Origin of the sequence: Herbaspirillum sp. RV1423 (assembly GCF_000577615.1) — a bacterium.
Classification (GTDB): domain Bacteria; phylum Pseudomonadota; class Gammaproteobacteria; order Burkholderiales; family Burkholderiaceae_D; genus Herbaspirillum.
Map to the genome: position 1 here is coordinate 1 of NZ_CBXX010000018.1, position 19,663 is coordinate 19,663.

Sequence of the window (19,663 nt, forward strand, 5' to 3'; positions counted from 1 at the left end):
GCGAGACGCAGGCACCCTTCATTCCTGTTACTGTCGTCCCGGCGAACGCCGGGACCCAGCGTCGTCAAAACGACCACACGGCGCTGGGTCCTGACTTGCGTCAGGACGACGGTGATGTGGAATTTGCAATGAAGGACTGAACGACGTCAGGCGCGCAGCCGGCTTTCCGCACCGGCGAGACGCAGGCACCCTTCATTCCTGTTACTGTCGTCCCGGCGAACGCCGGGACCCAGCGTCGTCAAAACGACCACACGGCGCTGGGTCCTGACTTGCGTCAGGACGACGGTGATGTGGAATTTGCAATGAAGGATTCAACGGTATCCGGCGCGAAGCTGGCTTTCCGCACCGGCGAGACACAGGTGCCATTCATTCCTGTTGCAGTCGTCCCGGCGAACGCCGGGACCCAGAATCGTGAAAACGACCATGCGACGCTGGGTCCTGACTTGCGTCAGGACGACGGTTATGTGGAATTTGGAATGCAGGACTCAACGGTATCCGGCGCGCAGCCGGCTTTCCATGCCGGCGAAGCGCCTCGGACGAAGCACCTCAGATCGCCATGCGCTTGACCTTGTGGAACAGGCGATTGAAGTAAATCAGGCTGTCTTTTTCTTCGCTGACATGGATGTCGCTCAGTTCGACGAACATGACGGAATGCGAGCCGACTTCCTTGAACTCCTTGATGCGCCCCTGCAAGGTCACCAGCGCGCCGGCCAGCACCGGCTGCCGCAGCGGCCCTTCTTCCCAGATATCCCACGAAAACCGTTCCTCCATCGCCACCTTGGTGGCGCCGGAAAAATGCATGGCCAGTTGCTCCTGCTCGTCGCTCAGCACGTTGACGCACAGGTACTGGTTTTCCTTGAACACGTCGTGCATGGCGCTGCCGCGATTGATGCACACCAGGACGGTCGGCGGCGCATCGGTCACCGAGCAGACTGCGCTGGCGGTGATGCCGCAGCGGCCGCCGCTGCCGTTGGTGGTGATGATGCTGACCGCTGCCGGCAGATGCGCCATGGCGTTGCGAAACGCGATCTGTTCCTGGCTCAAGGTATTGCCGCTGGTAACGCCTCTGGCGCTCATGCTCTGCTCCCGATTGACTGCTCGATTGCGCGTCGGGAACCGCACCGGCCGGATTCGGTGCAAGCTGCCCGAAGTTCGTCCATCGCGTGCCCCATCGCGGTTAATGGATCACCAGAGTAAAACAATTGCATGCCGCAAACAATTCGGCCGACTACCAGACTTCAGGGGGAATCCAGCTAAGGGCCTAGGTAGTTTTACCTATAGTCCCTTGCACCGGCTATGGAGAAATTTTCCACAACCCGCACAGCCTGGCGGCACATCAACGTGGACACCTGTCCGGGCCTGATTTTTGCTTGATACAAGGAGACGATTCATGACCTGCACCCGGGCGATTGCCGCTATTCGCTGCCATCGCCGCGTTGCTAATTTTTTGAAGGCATGCCGATGGATACCAGTACCCCCGTGGTTTACATTGTCGACGACGATGATGCCGTTCGCACATCGCTCGCATGGCTGCTCAGCTCGGTCAACATCCGCACCGAATGTTTCGACGGCCCGGAGGCATTCCTGAAAGCCTACGACGCCAACAGCCAGGGTTGCCTGATCCTGGATGTGCGCATGCCGGAGATCAGCGGCTTCCAGTTGCAGGAACGCCTGAATGAAATCGGTGCGGATATCCCGGTCATTTTCGTTTCCGGCCACGGCGACATTCCCATGTCGGTGCGCGCCTTGCGCAACGGCGCCGTCGATTTCCTCGAAAAGCCGTACAACTCCCAGCAGATGCTGGAACGCATCCAGGTCACGCTGAAAACCGTGGCCGGCAACCGCCACGCGCGCGAGCGCCGCCTGCAATTGCAGGCCCGGCTCAAGACGCTGACCTCGCGCGAGCGCGAAATCCTCGACAAGGTCATCCTCGGCGCCTCCAGCAAGATCATCGCGCGCGACCTCAACATCAGCGTCAAGACCGTCGACGTTCATCGCGCCAGCATCAAGGACAAGCTGGGATGCCAGAGCACGGCGTCGCTGGTGCGCGATGTGCTGCTGGATCTGGGACAGGATTTTCTCAAGGCTGCCTGAGGTCCCTCCTCCTGCACTTCCCGAAGAGCCGCCGCAAGTTCCATGCGGCTCTTGGCGCATTCCAGTGAAATCCTGATGCACGGCGGTGGATTGTTTTCTCCGTAGCAAAAAAAACCCGGACGCAATCACGCTCAGTCCTTCCAGCCGCGGATGCCGCCACGCACGCATCACACCACGGCGGGCCGGACCAGCGGCGATACGCGCAAAGTGTCCCTGATCAGTTCCAGCGCATGCTGGATATCGTCCCGGGTGGCGATGCCGCCGATGCAGACCCGGACCGCTTCCGGCGGTTCGTTGGAGACGGCGAAGGCATCGCTGGCCACCACGCCGATGCCCGATGATTTCATCTGCGCGGCGAAGGCGGCGGCCGTCCATTCCTTCGGCAAACCGATCCACAGATGGAATGCCTCCGGCTGCGAGACATAGCTATGCTCGGGCAAGATGCGGGCAGCCATCTTCTGGCGCAGCATCGACTCCTTGCGGATGCCGGCCAGCGCCAGATCGGCTGCGCCGTCGCGTATCCAGCGCGTGGCCAGCGCCGAGGTGATCGGCGACGCCATCACCGTGGTGGCGCGCAACGACGATGCCAGCCTGGCGGCATATTGCGCGTCGGGCGCGACCATGTAGGCGATGCGCAAGCCGGCGCCGACGCTTTTGGACAGTCCCGTCATGTAGAAAGTCAGTTCGGGACCGATGGCGGCGATCGCCGGCGGCGCCGCGCGCGGCAGGAAGCCGTAGGCGTCGTCCTCGATGATCGCCACCTCGTAGTGCCGGGCGATTTCCACCAGCGCCTGGCGCCGCGACAAGGACGTGGTGCAGGTGGTCGGGTTCAGCAACGTCGGATTGCAATACAGGGCTTTGGGCGCGTACTGGGCGCAGGCGCCGGCGAAGGCCACGGCATCGATTCCTTCCGTATCCATCGGCAGTCCGACCAGCTTGATTCCCAGTTGTCCCGCCAGCGCGCGCAAGCCGGGATAGGTCACGTCTTCGCAGCACAGCACGCCGCCGGGGCCGACCTGCATGGTGAGGATGGCCAGCAAGGCGCATTGCGCGCCCGGCACCACCAGAATCCGTTCCGGCTCGATATTGAGTCCGCGCCGGCGCAGCCACAGCGCGCCGGCTTCGCGATCCTCCATCGATCCGCCGAAATCCTGATAGCGCATCAGGTCGCGCAGCCTGCCGTTGACGTGCGCCCAGCCGGCCTGCATGAGTTCCAGCAACTCCGCCGACTCCGGTTCGGGCGGCATGTTCATGGACATGTCGACGTTGGGACGGCCTTCCGTGACGCGCGGGATTCGCGGACGGCGCTTGCCGCACACGAAGGTGCCGCGGCCGACCACGGAATCGACCAGGCCGCGCCGATGCGCCTCGCTGTAGGCGCGCGCCACCGTCGTGAAATCCAGGTGCAGGGCTTCGGCCAGTTTGCGCTGCGGCGGCAGGCGCTGTTCGGCCATCAGATGCCCGGTCGCGATGTCTTCAGCGATGGCGTTGGCGATGGCGAGGTATACCGGTCCGCTCCCTTTCTTCAGTTTCGGCGTCCATATAGTGGCGTTCTTGAGCATCGCGAATCCTTTCATTGAATGCCTCGGCATGTCGTCATTGAATGCAAATCCCATTCCATGCAATCGCCCTCGCCGGTTCCTCTTCTCGCCTTCCTTTTGCACCGTTTACCGCCCTTTCCGAGCATCTCCGCGCACCAATAAAAAACACGCCGCCACATGCAATTGCATGGATTTGTCGGCGATTGTATGGACGCATTGTATGGACCGGCCATTTTTTGCCGAAAGCCTTTCCCCGCCTGACTCTGCGGCGAACAAGAAAACATGCGGGAGATGCCGTCGCGTCATCGGATTGATCGGATTTTTCTGCATTCAATTTGATGCATTCCATCAATTGCATGGCACGCCCGATGCATTCAATCGGGATGTCGCGGCGCGTTGCCGGACCGACTAGCCAGATCGGCGATGTCCTCATATCAACAACATTCTTTCAAGGAGTTCCACCATGCCAGCAGTGACCAAAGCCGCGCACGCCCCGGGCGATTTCTTCGTCGATTACGAAGAGAAGGTATTCGAAGACGTCAAGGCCCAGCAGGGCGAGAAAGCGTTGGTGACTTTTCATACCGTGGCATTCGAAGGATCGATCGGCTTCGTCAATCTCCTGCAGGCCACGCGTCTCAAGCGCAAGGGTTTTGAAACCTCCATCCTGCTGTACGGTCCCGGCGTCACGCTCGGCGTGCAGCGCGGCTTCCCGACGCTGGGCGACGAAGCGTTTCCCGGCCACCAGAACTTCAACAAGCAGATCGCCAAGTTCATGGAAGAAGGCGGCAAGGTCTACGCCTGCCGCTTCGCGCTGCAGGCGCTGTACGGCCACGGCGAACCGTCGCTGATCCCGGGCATTCGTCCGATCAATCCGCTCGATGTGCTGGACCTGGTGTTGCTGCATCGTCGCGACAACGCCTTCATCCTCGACACCTGGACGCTATAAGCGGAAAGGGCGGACCATGACATTCAAAAAGAAAACGGTGCGTGCGGCGGCGGTCCAGATCGCGCCGGATCTCGACAGCGCGGACGGCACCCTCGGCAAGGTCTGCCAGGCCATCGCCGACGCCGCGGCCAGGGGCGCGGAGCTGGTGGTCTTTCCCGAGACCTTCGTGCCCTACTATCCGTATTTCTCCTTCGTCAGGCCGCCCTTCGCCTCCGGGCCCGAGCACCTGCTGCTGTACGAGCGCGCCGTGGTCGTTCCCGGCGCGGTCACCCAGGCGGTGGCGGCCGCAGCCCGCAGCCACGGCGTGGTGGTGGTGCTGGGCGTGAACGAACGCGATCACGGCACGCTGTACAACACGCAACTGGTGTTCGACGCCGACGGCGAACTGGTGCTGAAGCGCCGCAAGATCACGCCGACCTATCACGAACGCATGATCTGGGGACAAGGCGACGGCAGCGGCCTGAAAGTGGTCGACACCGCCGTCGGCAGGCTGGGCGCCCTGGCTTGCTGGGAACATTACAACCCGCTGGCCCGCTATGCCCTGATGGCCCAGCATGAAGAAATCCATTGCGCGCAGTTTCCCGGATCGATGGTCGGGCAGATCTTTGCCGACCAGATGGAAGTGACCATCCGCCACCACGCGCTGGAATCCGGCTGCTTCGTGGTCAATGCAACCGGCTGGCTGACCGACGCGCAAATCGCCGCGATCACCGCCAATCCGAACGAACAGAAGGCGCTGCGCGGCGGCTGCTGCACCGCCATCGTCTCGCCGGAAGGCAAGCTGCTGGCCGAGCCGTTGCGCAGCGGCGAAGGCATCCTGGTGGCCGACCTCGACATGGAACTGGTCACCAAGCGCAAACGCATGATGGACTCGGTCGGACACTATGCGCGCCCCGAACTGCTGCACCTGATCGTCGACGACCGCGCTGCCGTGCCGGTGTCGCCGCTGTTTCCGGCCGCCGCGCCCGCTTCTTTCAACGCATCCCACGCAACACCACCCTTGACGAGGTCGAACCATGCAGACAAACACAGCCCCGAACCAACAGTTGATCACGGAACTGCAATCCTTCGGGCTGCGCCTTAGCGATCCGAACGCGGGCGTGGCCAGCCGCCGCGGCGGCGCCGGTCCCTCCGATCACAAGGCCGTCACCGTCGACGGACATACCGTGATGATCCCGGTGCATACCGCCAGTTCGTGGTCATCGCCTTACGTCGCCGCGCCGCCGGGACGCGACGGCACCAGCAAGATCGTGCGCGACGGCGTGGAAGTGGGCGTGATCTCGTTTCCGCGCCAGCCGCGCTTCTACAAGATGCAGACCTTCGACGGCATTCCCTACAACAAGATCGCCACCCTGCATGGCGCCGACGTGCTGGCGACCACCGTCCTGCAAAGCTGCATCCGTTACGAGAGCCGTCGCAAGTCGTGCCAGTTCTGCGCCATCGGCCAGTCGCTGGCCGCCGGCCGCACCATCCTGCGCAAGACGCCGGAACAGCTCGCGGAAGTCGCCCGCGCTGCCGTCCTGCTGGACGGCGTCAAGCACATGGTGATGACCACCGGCACGCCCAACGCAACCGATCGCGGCGCGCAGATCCTGTGCGAAAGCGCATTCGCGGTGAAAGCCGCGGTCAACCTGCCGATCCAGGGACAGTGCGAGCCGCCGGACGACGACGCCTGGTTCCAGCGCATGCGCGACGCCGGCATCGACACATTGGGCATGCATCTGGAAGCCGTCACGCCGGAGGTGCGCGCGCGCATCATGCCCGGCAAGGCCAGCGTGTCCGTGGAACGCTATTTCTCGGCGTTCGAAGCCGCAGTGCGCGTGTTCGGCCACGGCCAGGTCAGCACTTACATCCTGGCCGGTCTGGGCGACACCCAGGAAGCCATCCTCGCCACCAGCAGCAAGCTGATCGACATCGGCGTCTATCCGTTCGTGGTGCCGTTCGTGCCGATTTCCGGCACGCCGCTGGAAGACCATCCGGCGCCGAGCGCCTCCTACATGCGCGAGCTGCTGACGCCGCTGTCGGCCATGCTGGAAGCCGGCGGATTGCGTTCCGGCGACATCAAGGCCGGTTGCGGCAAGTGCGGCGCCTGCTCCTCGCTGTCCACCTACGAGAAGAGGCCGTCATGAACCAGGTCGCCGACAACATCGCAGCAGTCGTGCAAGACGGACAGGCGCACATCGCCCGGCATGTCCGCATCAAGCTGGCGCTGACGCCGTGGGAGCGCGAAGCATGCCGGCGGCTGCGGCGCGAGGTATTTTGCGCCGAGCAGGGCATCTTTCAGGATGACGACGCCGACGCCATCGACGCCGTCGCCATGCCGATCGCCGCATTGCTGGAGGCCGACGACGGCAGCCGCGAAGTCGTCGGCACGGTACGCATCCATGCATCGGAAGCCGGCGTCTGGCATGGCTCGCGCCTGGCCGTGGCGCAGCATGCGCGACGCATCGGTTCGGTCGGCAGCGGCCTGATCAAACTCGCCGTCGGCACCGCGCATGCGCACGGCTGCCATACCTTCCTGGCGCAGGTGCAGAGTCAGAACGTGCCGCTGTTTCGCCGGCTGCACTGGGACAGCCTGTCGGAAATCGAGGTCCACGGCCGCGCCCATCATCTGATGCAGGCCGATCTCGGCTTCTACCCGCCGATCAGCGACGGCGAGGTCGGTTTCGTCCTGGAAAGGGGCCGCTCATGACTTGCGCCCGCCCGCTCCCCGATCTGGCCGCCGAGCTGGCGCCGTCGGCGCTGGAACAACTCGCGGAAACGCTGCGCCAGTCGCGCGGCATCGCCCACAAGCGCGACATCGGCGAAGTCATGCAGACCGTGCATCCCTCGCTGCCGACGATCGTCAACGGACAGACCATCGCCATCGGCGACGACTGCGCTGCCATTCCCGACGGCGACGGCTATCTGCTGTTCGCGATCGAGGGTTTCATCAACGAATTCGTCGAGAAACAACCCTGGTTCGCCGGCTACTGCGGCGTGATGGTCAACGTCAGCGACATCTACGCCATGGGCGGACGGCCCGTGGCCGTGGTGGATGCGCTGTGGAGCCGCGGCGGCAACGCCGCGCAGCCGGTGCTCGAAGGCCTGATGAAAGGCGCCGAGGTCTACGGCGTGCCGCTCGTCGGCGGCCACAGCAATCGCCGCAACGACCGCGAGCAATTGTCGGTGGCGATCGTCGGCCGCGCCAGACGCCTGCTGACCAGCTTCGACGCGCTGCCCGGCGACAACCTGGTTGCCGCCGTCGACTTGCGCGGCCGTTTCGAGGAACCGTACTCCTATTGGAACGCCAGCACCGGCGCGGCGGCGCAACGCCTGCGCGGCGATCTGGAACTGCTGCCGTCGATTGCCGAGGACGGCTTGTCCGCCGCCGGCAAGGACATCAGCATGGCCGGCATCGTCGGCACCGCGCTGATGCTGCTGGAATGTTCCGGTGTCGGTGCGACCATCGACCTGGATGCGATCCCGCGTCCCGCGGGCGTCGACTTCGCGCGCTGGCTGGGCGCGTTTCCCAGTTACGGCTTCCTGCTCAGCGTGAGCGATGCGGCATTGCCGGAGGTGCTGCAACGCTTCGCCGCGCGCGATATCGCCTGCGCCGCCATCGGGCGCATCGACGACACACGCCAGGTCCATCTGCGCAATCGCACGGCCAGCGTGCCGTTCTGGGACCTGAACCACGAATCCCTGATCGGCTGCGCCCCGACGAAACCGCGAAAAACAGGAGCCTGAGATGAGCCGCCTGTCCTTGCCCTCATCCGCGCCGTTGCCTCCACCGCTACCGCTCAGCATTGCGATGCTGACGCATTCGATCAATCCGCGCGGCGGCGTCGTGCATTCCCTGCAACTGAGCGAAAGCCTGCAGGCGGCCGGCAACGAAGTCACGCTGTTCGCACCCGATCCGCACGGACAAGGCTTGTTCCGCCGGCCGCGTTGCGGCTTCACGGCCATCCCCGGCGCGCAGAAAACCGACAGCGTGGCCGACATGGTCGGCCGGCGCATCGACGCCTACCTCCAGCATTTCTTGCGCGACGACACGCCGCGCTACGACATCTACCATGCGCAGGATTCGATCAGCGCCAACGCGCTCGCCACTTTGACGGAGCGCGGCGTCATCCCCGGTTTCGTGCGCACGGTGCATCATCTGGACCAGTTCGACGATGCGCAATTGCAGCAGTGGCAGGAGCGCGGCTTCCGCCAGGCCGACCGGCTGCTGTGCGTGAGCAAGCTGTGGCAAGACAAGCTGCGGCATGAACACGGCGTCGCCGCCGACATCGTCAACAACGGCGTCGACCTGGAACGCTATCAGCCGCACGCCGCGGCGCGCGATGCCGACCTGAGGGAAGAACTCGGCCTGGCCGAAGGTCCGGTCTTCCTGGCGGTGGGCGGCGTCGAACCGAGGAAGAACACCAACGGCATCCTGCAGGGATTCCTGCGCGTGCGCCGGGTCTTTCCCTCGGCGCAGCTCGTCATTGCCGGCGGCGCCAGCCTGCTCGACCATCGCCGCTACCGGCAACAGTTCGATGCATTGCTCCTGGCCGGCGGCATCGAAACCGGTCCGGGCAAACCGATCATGATTCTCGGCCAGGTGGCCGACGCCGACATGCCCTCGCTGTTTCGCTGCGCCGATGCGCTGGTGTTCCCTTCGCTCAAGGAAGGCTTCGGGCTGGTGGTGCTGGAAGCCATGGCCTGCGGCGTACCGGTCGTGGTGTCGCGCATCGCGCCTTTTACCGAATACCTGCGCGGCGGCAGTTGCGCCTGGGTCGATCCGGAAGATCCGGCCTCGATCGCCGCCGGCATGGCGCACGCCTGCGACCCGGCGGTGCGCGCGCAGTTGCGCGAGGCCGGCGCCGACATCTGCAGGCAGTTCTCATGGCCGCATTCCGCCGGCCTCCACCTTCACATCTATCGCGCCCATCTGGCGCAATCCAGGGAGATTTCTTATGCCTGAAATGCATTTCAGCGTGCGCTGGCCCGACAACAGCGTCACCGATTGTTATTCGCCGTCATTGGTGATCAAGGAATACCTCGAGGTCGGCAAGACCTATCCGCTCGACGACTTCGTCGCACGCAGCGCGACCGCCCTCCATATCGGCAGCGAACGCGTGCGGCAAAAGTTCGGCTACGCCTGCTCGTCGGCGCTGGACCAGTTGCAGCGCATCGAAGCAACCGCCAGCCGCTTCCAGGACGTCGCCGATGCGCAGGTAAGCATCGAGGGCTTCCGTCCCTGACGCCTCCTGGCGCCGATCGCCCATTCAATCACATCGTCATTTCATACAAGGAGTCGCCATGAACCTCTTAACAACGCAAGATCCCGACCGTCACTACGCCGTGCTCATCATCGGCGGCGGCCAGGCCGGCCTGTCGATCAGCTATTACCTGAAGCAGGAAGGCATCGATCATCTGGTGCTTGAAAAAAACCGCATCGGCCACGCCTGGCGCAACGAGCGCTGGGACACGTTCTGCCTGGTGACGCCGAACTGGCAATGCACGCTGCCCGGCTTCCCGTATAACGGCGACGATCCTTACGGTTTCATGAAAAAGGATGACATCGTCGCCTACATCGACGCCTTCGTCGCCAGCTTCCAGCCGCCGGTGCAGGAAGGCGTCGCCGTCACCCGCCTGCATCGCGACGCCGACGGTGTCTATCGGTTGGAAACCACGCAAGGCAATTACAGCGCCGATCAGGTGGTGATCGCGGTGGGCGGCTATCACTTGCCGGTCGTGCCGCGCGTGGCGGAGAAACTGCCGGCCGGCATCGTGCAGATCCACTCCAGCGACTATCTCAATCCGCAATCCCTGCCAGCCGGCGAAGTGCTGGTGGTCGGCACCGGCCAGTCCGGCTGCCAGATCGCCGAAGACCTGCACCTGGCGGGACGCCGCGTCCATTTGTGCGTCGGCGATGCGCCGCGCGTGGCGCGCACCTATCGCGGCAAGGATGTGGTCGAATGGCTGGACAAGATGAAGTATTACGACTTGCCGGTCGACCGCCATCCGCTGGGCACCGGCGTGCGCGAGAAAACCAATCACTACGTCACCGGCCGCGACGGCGGGCGCGATATCGACCTGCGCAAGTTTGCGCTGGAAGGCATGCAACTGTACGGCCGCTTCGAGGGCCTTGACGATGGCGTCGCCAGCTTCGGCCCCGGGCTGGCGGGTTATCTGGACGGTGCCGATGCGGTTTCCGAAAGCATCAAGGACAGCATCGACAAGTTCATCGAGGCCAACGGCATCGCGGCGCCCACGGAAGCGCGCTATGTGCCGGTGTGGCAGCCCCCGGCCGACATCCCGTCGAGCCTCGACCTGCAAGGCAGCAACATCTCCGCCGTGGTCTGGTGCGTGGGCTTCCGCACCGACTTCAGTTGGATCGAGGAAGCCATCTTCGACGGCCGCGGCTATCCCGGCCACGAGCGCGGCGTGACCGGCGCACCCGGCCTGTATTTCCTCGGCCTGCCGTGGCAGTACACATGGGGATCGGGCCGGTTTTCCGGCATTGCGCGCGATGCGCAATACCTGTCCGAACACATTGTTGCGCATCGCGGACGGCGGCAGGATGCCGTCGGATCGGCGCGGACGACGATGTCGCCATCGATGTCGCAGGCGGCCTGAGTTTTTGTGACGCCGGGATCCATCATGTCCACTTACCGCACGCTGCTGCAAACCGCGCTCGACAATCCGCACGATTTCTGGCGCGAGCAATCGCGCCGCATCGCATGGCGGCGCGATTGCTCCGCCGTCCTGGAAGGCAGCGATCCGCCCTCCGCGACATGGTTTGCCGGCGGATTGACCAATCTCTGCCACAACGCGGTCGACCGGCATCTGGCGGCGCGCGGCGATCAGGCGGCGCTGATTTTCGTCTCCGCCGAAACCGGTGCGGAACGGATCCTCTCGTATCGCGAACTGCATCGCGAGGTCAACGCCATGGCGGCGGTGTTCCTGAAGATGGGCGTGCGGACCGGCGACCGCGTCCTGATCTATCTGCCGATGATCGCCGAAGCGGCGATCGCCATGCTGGCCTGCGCGCGCATCGGCGCGATCCATGCGGTGGTGTTCGGCGGCTTCGCGGCCGCCAGCCTGGCGGTGCGCATCGACGACGCGCAACCGGCGCTGGCGATATGCGCCGATGCAGGATTCCAGAACGGCCAGCTCGTCAATTACAAGCAGTTGATGGACGAGGCGCTGGCGAAAAGCCGGCACGCGCCGGCCCGGCTGCTGCTGGTCGACCGCTGCCTGTCGCCTTGCGACATGACGGCCGGCCGCGACTTCCGCTATGCCGATGAACGCCTGCGGCAAGACCAGGCGGATGTTCCCTGCGTCTGGCTGGATTCCGGCGCGCCGTCGTACATCCTGTACACCTCCGGCACCACCGGCAAACCCAAGGGCGTGCAGCGCGACACCGGCGGGCATGCCGTGGCGCTGGCGACATCGATGGAACTGCTGTTCCATGCGCGCGCCGGCGACGTCATGTTCACCACTTCCGATCTCGGCTGGGTCGTCGGCCATAGCTACGGCCTCTATGCGCCATTGCTGGCGGGCCTGACCAGCGTGCTGATGGAGGGCTCGCCGGTGCGGCCCGATCCCGGCATCTGGTGGCGGCTGGTGAAGAAATACAAGGTGAACCTGATGCTCTCGTCGGCGACGGCCATGCGCTTGCTGAAGCGGCATGGCATGCCTGGCGCCGAACCGGCGCAACTCGCCTCGCTCAGGGCCTTGTTCCTGGCCGGCGAACCGCTGGACGAAGCCACCGCGCAAGGCATCGAGCGCAAGCTCGGCGTCCCGGTGATCGATCACTACTGGCAAACCGAAACCGGCTCGCCCATGATCGGCTTGCCGCCAGGAGATCCGCAAACCGCTCCGCGCACCGGATCGCCAGGCATCGCCGCCGCCGGCTACCGGCTTTGCATCGTCGACGAAGAGACCGGCGCGCCCTGCCCGCCCGGCAAGAAGGGACTGCTGGTCGCCGAAGGCGTGTTGCCGCCCGGCTGCCTGAGCACCTTGTGGCGCAAGGATGAAGAGTATCGCCGCCTCTACTGGAGCAGGCATGGCGCGCAGTGGCGCTATTCCACCTTCGACTGGGCGGTGGCCGATGAGGACGGCTACATCCGCATGCTGGGACGCGCCGACGACGTCATCAACGTCGCCGGCAAGCGCATCGGCACGCGCGAGATCGAGGAAATCCTGCTCGACGACGAGGCCGTCGCGGAAATCGCCGTGGTCGGCATGCCGCACGATCTGCGCGGCCAGATTCCGGTGGCGTTTGCGGTATTGAAGGAAGGCGGCGATACCGATACCGGACTCAGGGACGCCGAACGTCGCCTGATCAAGGCCGTCGGCGATTCGCTCGGTGCGCTTGCCAGGCCGCGGCGCATCGTATTCGTCGACGGCTTGCCGCGCACCCGCTCGGGCAAGGTCATGCGCCGCGTGATTCAGGACGTCATCGCATCCCGCTCAGTGCAGCATCTGGATGCGCCCGACCTGCAAGGGATCATCGCCGACCTGGCCAGCGCGTTTCACGGCGCCGCCGCAGAGCGGACCGCTCTGGAGACTTAGCACCGGCCGTCAACGTAACGACGCAGCAACGCCGTCACTTGTAAACGATGACGGGGACGGTGCTGTGGATGAGGATTTTTTGCGTCTGGCTGCCAAGCAGGATGCGGTTCAGGCCGCTCCTGCCGTGCGAGGCCAGGAATATCCCGTCGCAAGCATAGGTCTCCACGGCATGAACGATCGCACTCCAGGGGTTGGCGTTCTCCGCCGTGTGGACTTCACAGGGTACGCCGGCGCGCTCGGCCAGGTCGCGGATGATCCCGACATTGTCTTGCGCCTGCTGGCGAATCGACTCGGACAGCAGCGTGAAGTCTTCGCGCCGGCTGATCAGCGTAAATGAAGAATAAGGAAGGACCTCCGCCACCGACAGACCGACGATATGGCTGCCGTTGTCCGCGGCGAATTCGATCGCCGCCCTCACCGCGCGATTGGACAGGTCCGAACCGTCCGTCGGCACCAGTATCTTTTTGAACATGTTTTCCTCTGCTGGAGATGGAGTGAGCGTCTATCCTACGCCCGGAGCAGGTTCTATCCTTGATCGATATCAAATGATGTGCAAGGCGCACAGCGCCCGGCGGTCAGCACGTCCCATCGCTGTCGAGAAACCGGCCAACACGCGGCTTTTTGATTTGCGTCATGGTCTGCGCTGACCGCTTCTCCATAATGAATCCTGTCGTTCAAACCGGGAGGTCAATCATGAATATGCTCATGGAAACGGATGAAGCCGCACGCTGGCAGGATTGCCTGACGGTCGCGATAGGAATATCACTGGTCGTCTCTCCATTCGTGATGCAGTATCCCGGGCAAGCCATTTCGCAAAATGCCTTTCTCGTCGGCGCGGCAATTGCCGCCGTCTCCATCGTCGCCATCCTGATGCCGGGACTGTGGGAGGAAGCACTGTTGTTGATGCTGGGATGCTGGCTGGCGGCCTCGCCGTGGATACTCGACTTCACCAAGGATCGCGATGCGGCGCTGCTAGCGGTAATTGCAGGGGGCGCAGTCCTGCTCTGCGCCCTGTGGTCCATGAAGAATGAAGATCGCTCCAGAACCAGGGCGGCAAGCTGATCCAGGCCTTGCAGGACGTCACTTGCCTGGACCCAGGCGTTGTTGCAGACAAGACAAGTCGGGTTGAACGCCAAGGCGCACGCATGGTGAGCAAGCGGTATCGTTGGCCGCCTGCTCTTGGGCGGTCTTGGCCTTCTCTTCGGTCTTTTTCTTCCATCCGAAAATGGGTTCTGGAACTCATTTCATCAATAGGCGTGGGATGCGTTCTAGCAACCGGGGTCCCACAATGGCCAGTAAGAAAACTTGGCGCTGGGCTTCCACGGCTTGCCGGCTTGCAACGTGGTGGATAGAAATAACTGCAGATAGACGCCGCCACTGCGGGATTGGGACTGGAGCAGCAAATCCGGCTTGCCGTCGCTATCTATATCACCTACCCACACCAGAAATTGATTGACGTCGAATTGGACTTCTGGTCCCTGGACATAGTCATCGGGAAGAGAAATCAGGGTGCGTTCAATTGTTCCCATTGCCATTTTCCAGATCACTCCGGATTCTGGCTCACAGGCAGGACACTTGCGAATCGCCTTTTCTACCCGGTGCCCACTGATGTGCAAATTCGTTCCATTGACGTTGATGGTTCGGCTCCATCTGGGGGGTGTGAAGACGGGTTGATTTTGCCCATCGTCCCTGTAGCGGAAAGGCTGGAAATACCAGGTTTTCACAGGACCTTCCTTGAGACCGGGTATTCCGCGTACGAACGCCAGTGCTCTATTTATATCCGCGCGTTGCACGTAGCCATCCTGCTGCTCATCGTAGTCATACATGTCCACCTTGGCAGCCTGATTACTCAACCTGGCTAACCGCAGCTTGCATTTTTTTGCAGCGCAAACCAAAGCAAAATATTTTCCTGGGGGCGCTGCCAGATTTTTGTAGCGGTCGGCGAATTCCAAGCCATCCCTGGTGGCATAGGCCAATGTCGGGCGGGCGGACACTTGGCCAGCGCAGATTGCCACGATGACGAAGACGATCTTTGAAAGAAATTTCATTTGAACTCCTGATCACTTTCCTGAACCCAAGCGTTCTTGCAGATAGGCCAGATTGAACACCAAGGCGCGTGCGGCGACACGATGGATGCTGTGGGTAGCGACATCCACGCTGTCGGGATCGGTGACGGGCGCGCGCGTGGTGGGCAAAGGAGCGGTGTCGTTGGCCGCCTGTTCCTGCCCGGCGTTGTCGGGAGTAACACTGTCGGGCGCGGTCAATTGCGCCATATACGCCAGCATGCGGGCGATGCCGGCTTTGGCTGCGCTGGTGTTGTTGGCCTCCAGGGCGGGGATCAGGAGCTTGAATTCGCGCTGGAGTTGCTCAAAAAGGGCGGGGGCCAGCATGGTCCGGCTGTAATCATCATCCCGGTACCACTTATCCTCGATTTCGCTCCACAACTGACGTGTGACAGCAGTAGCGTTGAAAGGCTCGTCAATAGGAAAGACCGGTGCGAGAACGGGCAGCCATCGTCCGTCCGAACGCGCAATGGCTGCAATTTCAGCCTTTAGCTTGGGATCGTCGGTGTCGATGTTGTAGCTGCCGGGGAATTGGTCATTGTTGGAGAAGCCCTGCAATTTGGCGATGCGCACGCTGGGTAATTCGGGACGTGCAAAGGCGAAGCTGTCGGACCAGGCGTTGGGCGGCATGCCGTAGATCCGTTTATCTTTAGGAATGGCGTTGTCGGCAAGCGCCAGCCAGCCATAGCCTGCGCTACCATCGCTTTGTTTAAGAGAAGGACGCCAGGTGGAGGGGCTTTGCAAATATCGTTTTCCCGCACCAACGACGAATTTGGCATTGGCTCGTGAGCGCTTACGCCAAGCATCCATAGCCGCCTCGTCCTGCACTGTATTTCCGGTTCTCTTGGGGTAGGATTCATCTGGCGGAACGACAAAAACCTGTAAAGGCACGCAACAAATCCAGAAATAGTCAATGGGTTGTACCGCACGCGGACCATTGGCGAGCCGATAGCGATAGACGAACTGTTGCGCGGCCTGATCCCGATCAATCGTGCTGCGCGCCAAGAGATCGATTTTGTTTTGCAATACATAGCGGAAAGAAGTGACCTCCTCCGATTCGGGATCGAACTCGTGGACTTCCCATACATCCTGTCCGGGAAGTTGCGTGATGGTGCTTTTAACTGATTCGGGGGACGAGGTTTCTTGCGCCAATACACATTGGCACAGACACATCAGAATTAAAGTCCGCAAGATGGCATGGGGCATGGCGTCATCCTTTCTTTGGTTTCGCTGGTTTGGGTTTATCTGCTTCGTCTCGACAATTTGCGGGGCGCCCTGTTGGATCGGCGCCGATCAGGTAGACATGAAAATGCTCAGCCTTGCCGCGATGCCAGAGAATTTTGGTATTGGGTAAACGCTTGCTCAGCGCCTCGGAGTCTTCGGGATCTTTAGACGTGCTGCACAGGCCCCTATAAACCCCCGCCTTGGTATCCACTGCAATCGTCTTCGAATGCAGGTCTACCGCCGTGCCCGCGCTATGGTCAAAATGAGAAGGCAGCCAGTCGCCATCGATATCAAAGAGTCCCCCCCAAGGCAGTCCGGCATCGTTGACGCGCACGATTCCCCACTTGGCCTCGCTCATGGCTTCAATTAATTTTTCGAGGTTTTGTGCGGCTGCCTTGCTTAGGTAATGCCGTTGTGCATGCTTCTCCGCCGCGCCAGCGCCATCCTCTCTGGCAATGGCCGAATCCGGCACGTACCTTTCCAAATCCAGCACCTTGACATTGATTGTCGCCGTTTGCTCGCCACAAGCATCCCGAACACATTCGGCCTTGATGCGGTGCACGCCCGCCAGCTCGGAAGCAGAAAAGATCAGTTTGACCTGGCCTGCCCCATCCGTCGTTGCCGGCGCGACGACCTCGCCGCGTTCGTCCGTAATACGTTGCTTGCCGACAAAAAGGTCGGCCAAGGGAGGTCGCTTGCCGTGTTTGGCTTTGGTATGGCCACCGGAATCCTCCTCCACGGTGTGCGTGATTTTGATCGATTGGCCTGCGAGCGGCTTGTCATCGGCACCAACGACTGTGACGACAACGTAGCCTTGCCAGGGCAAGAGCTTGCTCGGGTTAGGCGCAGGCGGTGACAGTCTCGGGGTTATTTTTTGTTCTCCGTTTTTGTCCTTCTTCTTTTGTTGCCTGGTTCGGGTAAAAGAAGCATCGATACCCTCCGGCTTAAGCTCCGACGGCACGCTCATGCGAATGGCTTTGGGCTTGATCCGTTGGCACCACTGTTGCTGTCGATCATCCATCACCATCGCATAGCCGGCCTCACAGGATTTGACGCACTGGCCCTGTTCTGCCCTGGGACGGGGCGGCTCGGGTGGCGATGCCAGTTGCTGGCCATGCGCGTCGAGCCGGGCGGGCGGCGGAAATCCATTGTCCGGCGGACCGCCGTTGTCCGCACCGCCGGCCGCGCGGGCCGGGGCCAGGCCGGAGCGGCCATCGCCGTTGTTCGACGAGGTCGTATCCGACCTGGGAGGGTGACAGCGGTCGGGCGTAAGCGCGTAACGTTCGCCCCGGTCTTGAGCTTGCGCTTGTACTTGCACGGCTTGTGCTGCGATCGCCCAGATCAGCGCGCATAGCAACGTCTTCATATGATGTCCCATGAAGTTTTCCTAAATTAGCGGCTTGCCTGGTCCTGCATGCGAATGGTGTATTCCGAGATGGACAGCATCAGGTTGGGCTTGGAGAGCAGCGTCTTGCGATCGACCACGAGCCGCCACGTGCCGCCATCGGGCTTGCGAAAGAAGGCGACGACGCCCAGATATTGCGTCTCCTGGGATAAGGGCATGCTCAGGTGCGTTCCGGTGTTGGGGCTGACGATCTGGCTGTCCGCCGACAGCGCGTCATAGGCCAGGACTTCCTTGTCCTGATGATGAAGAGCGTCATAGGACGCTCTGTCAAAAGCTTCCCGCCTTCTCAACTGGTAGACGCGTATCACGACCGAGAGAGGTTTGCCGGTCCCGTTGGGATTGGCGGTGTTGTCAGTGACGATGCCGATGTGCAGCGTGTCTTGTTTTTTGGGGAAGATGGTCCGATAGGCGTTGCCGGCGGCGTCGGACAGGGTTTGCATAGTGCTGCAACCGGTCAGCAGAGTGGTGAGATGAAGCGCAACAAGGCATCGAAGCAACATGAGTTCTCCAGGAACATGGCAGGGGAAGTAATCCGGCCTGGGCAGCTATTTGGGGGGCTCAGTTGAACATTTACCTTGTGTGAAATCAAGGTAGATAAGGAGGACTGCGGAAATTTTCACAAACCGCAAAGAAAATTCGATTCACCTATAAACATAAGACGAACGGAGGCTGTGAGCTTGGCCATGTTTTCGAGCGTGTCTGATTTTCTGCTCTGCCGGTCGCATTCAATATCGGAGATTCAAATACGCTTCATCCGACATTCAAGCGCGCTTTACCCTTACCGACGAGGCAATTGCCTCCGTCTCCGTCGCCGCCATCCTGATACCGGGGTTGTGGGAGTAAGCCTTGTTGTCGATGCCGGGATGCTGGCAGGAACATACGCCGCAGGTCAGGAGTTGCCGACAAGACAGCAAATGAAGCCCTTCGTGGACATGTTGCTCAGACAAAACTTGATCTGGAACAGGAAACTCGAAATTTGAATGAAAAATAAGCTGATGCAATCAGGACAGGCGCTCTAGAATGAGTTCCGCACTTAAACGTTTCCCCTGTTCGGAGGGCATCATGAACCAACTTGTACAATTGCAGCCGCCTCTCGCCATCAGCAATCTGTCGCCAAGAAGTTGCTCCGGATGCAGCATGCATCAGATCTGCCTGCCGATGGGGCTCGATGAATGCGACACCCAACGCCTGGACAAGATCATCGGACGACGGAAGATTGCGCGCGACACTCACCTCTATCGCATCGGCGACCGCTTCACCTCGCTGTATGCCGTGCGTGTCGGCCATTTCAAAAGCTACCAGGAAAATCTCGCGGGCGACCGCCAAATCACCGGTTTTCAGATGACCGGCGAACTGCTTGGCATGGATGCGATCAGCAGCCAGCGCTACCAATGCGATGCCGTCGCGCTGGACGACAGCGAAGTCTGCGAAATTCCGTTCTTCATGCTGGAAAATTTATTCACGCAGATGCCCACGCTGCTGCGCCACTTCCATCGCGTCATGAGCCAGGAAATCACCAGCGAACAACGCGTGATCATGATTCTCGGGAACATGCGCGCCGAACAACGCTTCGCTGCGTTCCTGGTGAACCTGTCGGTGCGCTATGCAACGCGCGGCTATTCGCCGACGCGCTTTCAATTGCGCATGACGCGGGAAGACATCGGCAACTATCTCGGCCTCACCATCGAAAGCATCAGCCGGATGATTGCCAAAATGCGCAAGGACGGACTGATCGAGGTGCAGCAGCGCAACGTCGAGGTGCTTGACCTGGCGAGCCTGACGAAACTGGCGGCAGGAGTGGACGCCGACGAAGCGCCCGTCCATCACTGAAACGCCAGGCCGG

20 protein-coding genes are annotated in these 19,663 nt (G+C 61.9%); 13 read left to right on the forward strand and 7 right to left on the reverse strand.

From position 1 onward, the window contains the following. The first annotated feature begins 269 nt into the window (after positions 1–269). The gene (locus RV1423_RS16645; protein WP_155835135.1) at positions 270–566 is read left to right on the forward strand and encodes a hypothetical protein; all 297 of its coding nucleotides are present in this window, start codon (positions 270–272) and stop codon (positions 564–566) included. Here the strand turns inward: RV1423_RS16645 and hpaC are convergent. Continuing rightward, entirely contained in the window at positions 547–1,077 is a 531-nt protein-coding gene (gene hpaC / locus RV1423_RS16650) for a 4-hydroxyphenylacetate 3-monooxygenase, reductase component (protein WP_034298756.1), read from the reverse strand. The two genes, RV1423_RS16645 and hpaC, sit on opposite strands and share 20 nt — an antisense overlap. Positions 1,078–1,461: 384 nt before the next feature. Here hpaC and RV1423_RS16655 point away from each other — a divergent pair, with 384 nt between their 5' ends. Next, complete coding sequence (locus RV1423_RS16655) at positions 1,462–2,094, forward strand: response regulator transcription factor (protein WP_034298758.1); 633 nt, start codon at positions 1,462–1,464, stop codon at positions 2,092–2,094. A 167-nt stretch (positions 2,095–2,261) separates the two neighbouring features. Here the strand turns inward: RV1423_RS16655 and RV1423_RS16660 are convergent, their stop codons facing one another. Continuing rightward, entirely contained in the window at positions 2,262–3,656 is a 1,395-nt protein-coding gene (locus RV1423_RS16660) for a PLP-dependent aminotransferase family protein (protein ID WP_034298916.1), read from the reverse strand. A gap of 442 nt (positions 3,657–4,098) precedes the next feature. On the opposite strand from RV1423_RS16660, the gene RV1423_RS16665 reads away from it, so the two are divergent. Genes RV1423_RS16665 through prpE form a run of 9 tightly spaced genes read left to right on the forward strand, consistent with a single transcriptional unit; the run spans position 4,099 to position 13,128 of the window. Further along, positions 4,099–4,581 (forward strand): MSMEG_0572/Sll0783 family nitrogen starvation response protein, encoded by a 483-nt coding sequence (locus RV1423_RS16665; protein ID WP_034298760.1) that lies wholly within the window; start codon positions 4,099–4,101, stop codon positions 4,579–4,581. 16 nt (positions 4,582–4,597) lie between these two features. Further along, the gene (locus RV1423_RS16670; RefSeq protein WP_034298762.1) at positions 4,598–5,665 is read left to right on the forward strand and encodes a Nit6803 family nitrilase; all 1,068 of its coding nucleotides are present in this window, start codon (positions 4,598–4,600) and stop codon (positions 5,663–5,665) included. Continuing rightward, on the forward strand, positions 5,598–6,710 hold the full coding sequence (locus tag RV1423_RS16675) for an MSMEG_0568 family radical SAM protein (RefSeq protein WP_197034952.1): 1,113 nt from the start codon (positions 5,598–5,600) through the stop codon (positions 6,708–6,710). The genes RV1423_RS16670 and RV1423_RS16675 overlap by 68 nt, the downstream gene beginning before the upstream one ends. After that, on the forward strand, positions 6,707–7,273 hold the full coding sequence (locus RV1423_RS16680) for an MSMEG_0567/Sll0786 family nitrogen starvation N-acetyltransferase (protein ID WP_034298764.1): 567 nt from the start codon (positions 6,707–6,709) through the stop codon (positions 7,271–7,273). The genes RV1423_RS16675 and RV1423_RS16680 overlap by 4 nt, the downstream gene beginning before the upstream one ends. Then, positions 7,270–8,310 carry a sll0787 family AIR synthase-like protein gene (locus RV1423_RS16685; RefSeq protein WP_051516724.1) on the forward strand — a complete coding sequence of 347 codons (1,041 nt, stop codon included), beginning with the start codon at positions 7,270–7,272 and terminating at the stop codon, positions 8,308–8,310. Before RV1423_RS16680 ends, RV1423_RS16685 begins: the two co-directional genes overlap by 4 nt. Position 8,311: 1 nt before the next feature. Next, positions 8,312–9,529, forward strand: a complete 1,218-nt coding sequence (locus RV1423_RS16690; RefSeq protein ID WP_051516725.1) for an MSMEG_0565 family glycosyltransferase — start codon at positions 8,312–8,314, stop codon at positions 9,527–9,529. Further along, positions 9,522–9,809 carry an MSMEG_0570 family nitrogen starvation response protein gene (locus RV1423_RS16695; protein WP_034298766.1) on the forward strand — a complete coding sequence of 96 codons (288 nt, stop codon included), beginning with the start codon at positions 9,522–9,524 and terminating at the stop codon, positions 9,807–9,809. Before RV1423_RS16690 ends, RV1423_RS16695 begins: the two co-directional genes overlap by 8 nt. Positions 9,810–9,867: 58 nt before the next feature. Beyond that, positions 9,868–11,187, forward strand: coding sequence for an MSMEG_0569 family flavin-dependent oxidoreductase (locus tag RV1423_RS16700; RefSeq protein WP_034298768.1), 1,320 nt, complete (start codon positions 9,868–9,870; stop codon positions 11,185–11,187). 24 nt (positions 11,188–11,211) lie between these two features. Further along, positions 11,212–13,128, forward strand: a complete 1,917-nt coding sequence (gene prpE / locus RV1423_RS16705; RefSeq protein WP_051516726.1) for a propionate--CoA ligase — start codon at positions 11,212–11,214, stop codon at positions 13,126–13,128. A gap of 34 nt (positions 13,129–13,162) precedes the next feature. Here prpE and RV1423_RS16710 read toward each other — a convergent pair whose 3' ends face one another. Continuing rightward, entirely contained in the window at positions 13,163–13,600 is a 438-nt protein-coding gene (locus tag RV1423_RS16710; protein WP_034298771.1) for a universal stress protein, read from the reverse strand. Positions 13,601–13,821: 221 nt separating this feature from the next. Here RV1423_RS16710 and RV1423_RS16715 point away from each other — a divergent pair, with 221 nt between their 5' ends. After that, positions 13,822–14,190: an SPW repeat protein gene (locus tag RV1423_RS16715; RefSeq protein WP_197034953.1), complete on the forward strand. Its 369-nt coding sequence runs from the start codon at positions 13,822–13,824 to the stop codon at positions 14,188–14,190. 206 nt (positions 14,191–14,396) lie between these two features. Here the strand turns inward: RV1423_RS16715 and RV1423_RS16720 are convergent, their stop codons facing one another. The 4 genes from RV1423_RS16720 to tssJ are packed head-to-tail and all read right to left on the reverse strand — an operon-like array spanning position 14,397 to position 18,320. Beyond that, entirely contained in the window at positions 14,397–15,176 is a 780-nt protein-coding gene (locus RV1423_RS16720) for a hypothetical protein (protein ID WP_034298773.1), read from the reverse strand. 12 nt (positions 15,177–15,188) lie between these two features. Continuing rightward, positions 15,189–16,397, reverse strand: coding sequence for a hypothetical protein (locus RV1423_RS29895; RefSeq protein ID WP_155835136.1), 1,209 nt, complete (start codon positions 16,395–16,397; stop codon positions 15,189–15,191). Between the two features lie 4 nt (positions 16,398–16,401). Further along, entirely contained in the window at positions 16,402–17,781 is a 1,380-nt protein-coding gene (locus RV1423_RS16735; RefSeq protein ID WP_155835137.1) for a hypothetical protein, read from the reverse strand. A 26-nt stretch (positions 17,782–17,807) separates the two neighbouring features. Continuing rightward, a complete protein-coding gene (tssJ, locus tag RV1423_RS16740) occupies positions 17,808–18,320 on the reverse strand; it encodes a type VI secretion system lipoprotein TssJ (protein WP_081768857.1) in 513 nt (170 codons plus the stop codon). A gap of 562 nt (positions 18,321–18,882) precedes the next feature. Here tssJ and fnr point away from each other — a divergent pair. After that, positions 18,883–19,650 carry a fumarate/nitrate reduction transcriptional regulator Fnr gene (fnr, locus tag RV1423_RS16745; RefSeq protein WP_034298784.1) on the forward strand — a complete coding sequence of 256 codons (768 nt, stop codon included), beginning with the start codon at positions 18,883–18,885 and terminating at the stop codon, positions 19,648–19,650. Positions 19,651–19,663 lie beyond the last annotated feature (13 nt).

Coding starts and splice junctions, on each gene's coding strand:
- hpaC (WP_034298756.1), bottom strand. CDS start 1,077: ATGAGCGCCAGAGGCGTTACCAGCGGCAATACCTTGAGCCAGGAACAG.
- RV1423_RS16655 (WP_034298758.1), top strand. CDS start 1,462: ATGGATACCAGTACCCCCGTGGTTTACATTGTCGACGACGATGATGCC.
- RV1423_RS16660 (WP_034298916.1), bottom strand. CDS start 3,656: ATGCTCAAGAACGCCACTATATGGACGCCGAAACTGAAGAAAGGGAGC.
- RV1423_RS16665 (WP_034298760.1), top strand. CDS start 4,099: ATGCCAGCAGTGACCAAAGCCGCGCACGCCCCGGGCGATTTCTTCGTC.
- RV1423_RS16670 (WP_034298762.1), top strand. CDS start 4,598: ATGACATTCAAAAAGAAAACGGTGCGTGCGGCGGCGGTCCAGATCGCG.
- RV1423_RS16675 (WP_197034952.1), top strand. CDS start 5,598: ATGCAGACAAACACAGCCCCGAACCAACAGTTGATCACGGAACTGCAA.
- RV1423_RS16680 (WP_034298764.1), top strand. CDS start 6,707: ATGAACCAGGTCGCCGACAACATCGCAGCAGTCGTGCAAGACGGACAG.
- RV1423_RS16685 (WP_051516724.1), top strand. CDS start 7,270: ATGACTTGCGCCCGCCCGCTCCCCGATCTGGCCGCCGAGCTGGCGCCG.
- RV1423_RS16690 (WP_051516725.1), top strand. CDS start 8,312: ATGAGCCGCCTGTCCTTGCCCTCATCCGCGCCGTTGCCTCCACCGCTA.
- RV1423_RS16695 (WP_034298766.1), top strand. CDS start 9,522: ATGCCTGAAATGCATTTCAGCGTGCGCTGGCCCGACAACAGCGTCACC.
- RV1423_RS16700 (WP_034298768.1), top strand. CDS start 9,868: ATGAACCTCTTAACAACGCAAGATCCCGACCGTCACTACGCCGTGCTC.
- prpE (WP_051516726.1), top strand. CDS start 11,212: ATGTCCACTTACCGCACGCTGCTGCAAACCGCGCTCGACAATCCGCAC.
- RV1423_RS16710 (WP_034298771.1), bottom strand. CDS start 13,600: ATGTTCAAAAAGATACTGGTGCCGACGGACGGTTCGGACCTGTCCAAT.
- RV1423_RS16715 (WP_197034953.1), top strand. CDS start 13,822: ATGAATATGCTCATGGAAACGGATGAAGCCGCACGCTGGCAGGATTGC.
- RV1423_RS16720 (WP_034298773.1), bottom strand. CDS start 15,176: ATGAAATTTCTTTCAAAGATCGTCTTCGTCATCGTGGCAATCTGCGCT.
- RV1423_RS29895 (WP_155835136.1), bottom strand. CDS start 16,397: ATGCCCCATGCCATCTTGCGGACTTTAATTCTGATGTGTCTGTGCCAA.
- RV1423_RS16735 (WP_155835137.1), bottom strand. CDS start 17,781: ATGAAGACGTTGCTATGCGCGCTGATCTGGGCGATCGCAGCACAAGCC.
- tssJ (WP_081768857.1), bottom strand. CDS start 18,320: ATGTTGCTTCGATGCCTTGTTGCGCTTCATCTCACCACTCTGCTGACC.
- fnr (WP_034298784.1), top strand. CDS start 18,883: ATGAACCAACTTGTACAATTGCAGCCGCCTCTCGCCATCAGCAATCTG.